Annotated in this window: 2 protein-coding genes and 1 pseudogene; all 3 read right to left on the reverse strand. The window is 37.3% G+C overall.

All coding sequences use genetic code 11. The features are described from left to right. Positions 1-98: 98 nt before the first annotated feature. On the reverse strand, positions 99-1910 hold the full coding sequence (locus GJV76_RS15135) for a reverse transcriptase domain-containing protein (protein ID WP_155093425.1): 1812 nt from the start codon (positions 1908-1910) through the stop codon (positions 99-101). A gap of 554 nt (positions 1911-2464) precedes the next feature. Then, positions 2465-2632 (reverse strand): annotated as a pseudogene (locus GJV76_RS16020) (TraG/VirB4 family ATPase); the annotation flags it as partial. A 109-nt stretch (positions 2633-2741) separates the two neighbouring features. After that, positions 2742-4553 carry a group II intron reverse transcriptase/maturase gene (gene ltrA / locus GJV76_RS15145; protein ID WP_155093427.1) on the reverse strand — a complete coding sequence of 604 codons (1812 nt, stop codon included), beginning with the start codon at positions 4551-4553 and terminating at the stop codon, positions 2742-2744. Positions 4554-5146: the final 593 nt, after the last annotated feature.

Consider the following 5146-nt stretch of genomic DNA (forward strand, 5'->3'; position numbering starts at 1 on the left):
CACCCAGCGCCTTATCATATTTCTATGGTAGGTTTCCAAATGCTCGCCCCCGAACCGGACTTACACGTCTCCGCGTATCCGGCTCTCCACTAATCTTGTCAGTCTAATGTTCCATTATGGATTTTCTGATGACAGCTATGGCATACAGCGACAGTTTTTCTTCTTCTTGCAATCATATGTCTTTCCCAACTCTTTTTACCTTCTAGGTTTTTGAGTTTTCGTACATGATGCATGACAAGCTTTTCCGTAGCTCCGCACATTTCACACTTTTCAGCTTTGAGCCTATCTACAAGACTTGTCCTACTTGCATCAAAGATGGAGTAAGGCATAATGTCAAAGCCTGCGTCTGTCATTGGGTTCTTTCTCCTAAACCCCAAGTCATAGAAGTATCTTTCTTTGACCGCTCCAGATTTAGTGGTAAACCTTACTGTGAATTTTCCATTTCTACGATACTTGGAATTTATCTTTCTCGTTGAACTTTTGTATTTCCCAGCAAAGGTTTTGTACATACTGTACTCCATGATAAATTTGAAGTTGTGCAATTCAGAACAGTTATTAGCAATAGAAAAGTAATTGTAGAATCCTCTTATTTCCCGATTGTATCGGTCAAGAATTTCAAGATCGTCATTGAATATAAGTCCAGATCTGCATTTCGGTTTCCAAATTTCCTTTCCGTTTTGGTATCGGAATTCCAATACACCATAGTCAAGTAATTTGTTCCTTATCGTTTCCGTACTCAATTTAAGATATACCCTTTTACCATAGGTTCTTCTCAAACGACCTGCAATATCTCTTCTCTGTGCGTTTGACTTTCTCACAAAGATTTCATAGCCGAGAAAATGTGCCGAATCTTCCGTGTGGGTAATGAGTGTTTTCTCATCTGACAGTTCCAGTTTGAGCTTTTGGTCAAGGAAATTTTTAATATCTTCCTTAACTTCTTTCGCATCTTGCTTACTACCAATTATCCCGATTAGAAAATCATCTGCATATCTGACGTATTTCAATCTTTTGTATTCCGTGTCCATTTCGTCACAGCTTGGAAACATTGCACGCTGCTTATCCTCTGCCTTAATCCTTTGGATTAAAATTGTTCTTTCACTTTCGTCTTCTACCGACTTTAGTTTTCTCACAGTTCTCTTTCTTGCATTGTCAAAGTCCATACGAACTCTACTTGGTCTGCGTTTTTTCCCTTTATCGAAGTTTGTGATGTATTCTTTCATGTATTTGTCTAATCTGTCGAGGTAAATATTTGCTAATATTGGGCTTACAATACCTCCTTGCGGCGTTCCGCTGTACGTTTTATGAAATTTCCAATCCTCGATATAACCTGCTTTAAGAAACTTTCTAATTAGCCTTATGAATCTATCGTCAGAGATACGTTCTTTAAGGATACTTATCAATATATCATGACCAATATTATCAAAGAATCCTTTTATATCTCCTTCGATAAACCATTTAGCTCCGTTAAACGATTTCTTGATTTGAGCTAGTGCAGTATGGCAACTACGATTTGGACGAAAACCATGTGAAGAATATTCAAAACTCTCTTCATAAATAGCTTCTAAAATCATTCTTATCACTTCCTGCACCAGCTTGTCATCGAAAGCAGGTATGCCAAGAGGTCTAACCTTACCGTTTTTTTTCGGTATGTAAATTCTCCTCGATGGTTGGGGCTGATAGCTTTCATCTCTCAATGAAGCTATCAGTTTCTCAATGCGTGACAAGCTCATATTGTCAATACTTTGACCGTCTGAGCCTTCTGTCATATTACCTTCTTTTGCATAAATGCGCTGATAGGCAACATAGAACATCTCGTCATTAAACAGAATTCTGTAAAGCCTTTCAAACCTATAGCTTGAAGTTTTACTGTGTTCCACTAGACTGTTTAATACTCTTTCTGGATTTCTCATAATGTCTCTCACATTTTCCTTTAATTGTATTAATAAAAATTAGCTGCTTCCCTTGGCCATGTACAAGGCTTTCCCTTGCTCAAACTACTACGGAAGCTCCGTTACCATGTCGGATATTCAGAAAACTTAACTTTCATAGCCTTTCGGCATTCCGATTTAGGTAATCCCCGTTTGCGACTTAATAACTATTGGCACGATGGATTGTCGGATACGACTTCCGTCCTTTGTACGCTTACTGCGACTGCGCTGTAATAAGTTCAAGCTCCAACCATACCAATTCACTGGTGGAGTATTACAGTATGACGATTGATAGCTATCTTACGCCATAACTTCAAGTGGAATCGCTTGGACTATCGTTTAATCAATTCGGATTTTATCCTCATATCCATCTTTTCATCTCGCCATTCAGTAGCAGTTTGATAGCTGACTGACTTATGACTTTACCGACATGCTTCACTCCCTGTCCAGTTTCCCTTTCAGATAAGTCGGTTGATGATAGGTTTTCCAAAGAACACTAACCTAATCTCTTGCCAAAGAGATATTTACTAAGCCACCTTGACGGGCGCACATAAATACTTGATATAAGAAGCCATATTTTGTTTGGCTATGGCCTTCCAGGCCTCTTCAATTAAAATGACTTTTCGCTGTCCTTTAAGGCGTCTCATTTTATTTATAAAAACTTCCATAATGATTATAGTAACCACAGGAAAGAGTATTTTATGATGTAGGCTAAGCACCCAGCGCCTTATCATATTTCTATGGTAGGTTTCCAAGTGCTCGCCCCCGAACCGCACGTACACCTTCCAGCGTATACGGCTCTCCATTAAAGTATCAGTCTTTCTTTCCCATATCAGTCAGTTTATGGCATCTAGGACAAAGGGCAATAGTTTTCCTATGCCTTGCAATCATATGTTTCTCCCAAGGTTTTTTATTATCTAAACCTTTGAGTTTTCTTACATGATGCATATGTAAATTTCCATCCTTAGCTCCACACAATTCACACACATTAGCCTTAAGCCTATCAACTAGACTAGTTGTAGTGATACTAAATGGTGATATGTTGTTATCTAACCATGACTGATGATTTGGGTTCTTGCGTTTAAAACCATCATTGTAAAAGACTCTGATTTTATTTTCGCCTTTCTTATTCTTAAAGTGTACAGTAAACACATTGTTTTGCTTGTACTTACGAGCAATCTTTACAACAGTTGTTCGGTATTTACGTGCTAATGTTTTATACATACTATACTCCATAATGTACTTAAAGGCACTCATCATCGAAACATTATTAGCTATTGAATAGTAATTGTAGAAACCTCTGATTTCTGAGTTATATCTATCTAAAATTTCAAGGTCATCATTGTTTATAAACTGAACTCGAGCTCTGGGTTTCCATTGCTCTTTTCCATTGTGTGTTTTAATTTCCAATGCTCCATATTCGAGCAACTTCTTTTTCATCACATCTGTAGTTAGTTTTAAATACACCTTTTTATTAAAGGCTCTTCTTATATGACCAACCTTATTTCTTTTAGTTAGATTAGATTTACGAACATAGATTTCATATCCGAGAAATTTGGCAGACTTTTCTGAATGGGTAATCAGAGTCTTTTCTTCTGATAACTCGAGTTTCAATTTAGATTCAAGAAAACTCTTGATGTCTTCTTTGACTCTTTGAGCATCTTGTTTACTCCCAATTATTCCAATTATAAAATCATCTGCGTATCTCACATATTTCATTCTTCTGTAATCGCAATCCATTTCGTCTCCACATGAGATTAAGGACCTTCCCTTGTCAAAAGCTTTAATTTGTTTGATGATTATTTTTCTTTCATCTTTGTCTATTACTTTTTTTAGTTTTACCACAGCAAGCCTTTTTCCGTACTCATATTCAATACGAGCTTTATTTGTTTTGCGTTTCTCCCCTTTATCAAACTTTTGGATGTATTCCATTACATACTTATCCAATTTATCTAGATAGATATTAGCTAGAATTGGACTAATAATTCCTCCTTGTGGTGTCCCACTTCGAGTTTTATGGAACTTCCAGTCTTCAATGTATCCTGCATTTAAAAACTTTCTTATTAGACGAATAAATCGTTCATCAGAGATGCGTTCTCTTAAAATATCAATCATAACTTGATGATTAATATTATCAAAGAATCCTTTTATATCCCCTTCTACAAACCATTTCGCTCCGTTGAATGTCTTTTGAATTTGCGCCAGAGCAGTATGACAACTTCGATTAGGTCTAAATCCATAGGAACAATTTTGAAATTGTCCTTCGTAAATAGCCTCTATAATCATCCTTATCACTTCCTGCACCAGTTTGTCATTAAAAGCTGGTATTCCTAGTGGACGTACTTTCCCATTTTTCTTTGGGATATAAATCCTTTTTGAAGGTTGGGGCTGATAACTCTCATCTTTCAATGATTGTATCAGTTTTTCAATTCGAACTAAGTTCATTCCATCAACAGTTTTTCCGTCAGAACCAGGTGTCATATTTCCCGGTTTTGCATAAATACGCTGATAGGCAACGTAGTACATTTGTTTGTTGAACAAAACACGATAAAGCCTTTCATACTTATAGGCTGATAGCTTGCTGTGTTTGGCAAGACTGTTTAATACTCCTTCTGAATTTCTCATAATGTCTCTCACATTTTTCGTTAATTGTATTAAAACCACTTTAACTGCTTCCCTTTGCCATGTACAGGTCGTTATCCTGCTCAGACTACTACGAAAGCTCCGTTACCACTCCAGATATTCAAGGGCAAACCCTATAGCCTTATAATCGGCGTTCTGTTATAGGTAATCCCCGTTTGTATACATAAGAACAATTAGACTATATAGTCTATGGCACGACAGAGTGTCGGATACGACTTTCATCCTTTACTACATATTGTAGTTGCGCTGTGATTAGTTCTTGCACCTTCTCCTCAAAGACTGGAAAAAGTGAATCACAGTACGACGAGTATAGTTATCTTAACGTCGCAGGTACGCGTAAAACCGCTTGGATTATCGTTCAATCAATACAGACTTTATCCTCATAACTGTCTTTTCATCTGACCATTCAGTCGCAACTTGATAACTAGTTGACTTATGGTCTTCTCGGCATGCTACACTCCCTGTCTGGTTAATTTCCCTTTCAGATAAGCCGAGTGATGATAGGTTTCTCAAAGAACACTTACCTAGTCCTTGCCAAAGGACATTTCTTATGCAACCTTGACGGGCGCACCCTT

Source organism: Myroides albus (assembly GCF_009711045.1).
Lineage (GTDB): Bacteria > Bacteroidota > Bacteroidia > Flavobacteriales > Flavobacteriaceae > Flavobacterium > Flavobacterium album_A.

Coding starts and splice junctions, on each gene's coding strand:
- GJV76_RS15135 (WP_155093425.1), bottom strand. CDS start 1,910: ATGAGAAATCCAGAAAGAGTATTAAACAGTCTAGTGGAACACAGTAAA.
- ltrA (WP_155093427.1), bottom strand. CDS start 4,553: ATGAGAAATTCAGAAGGAGTATTAAACAGTCTTGCCAAACACAGCAAG.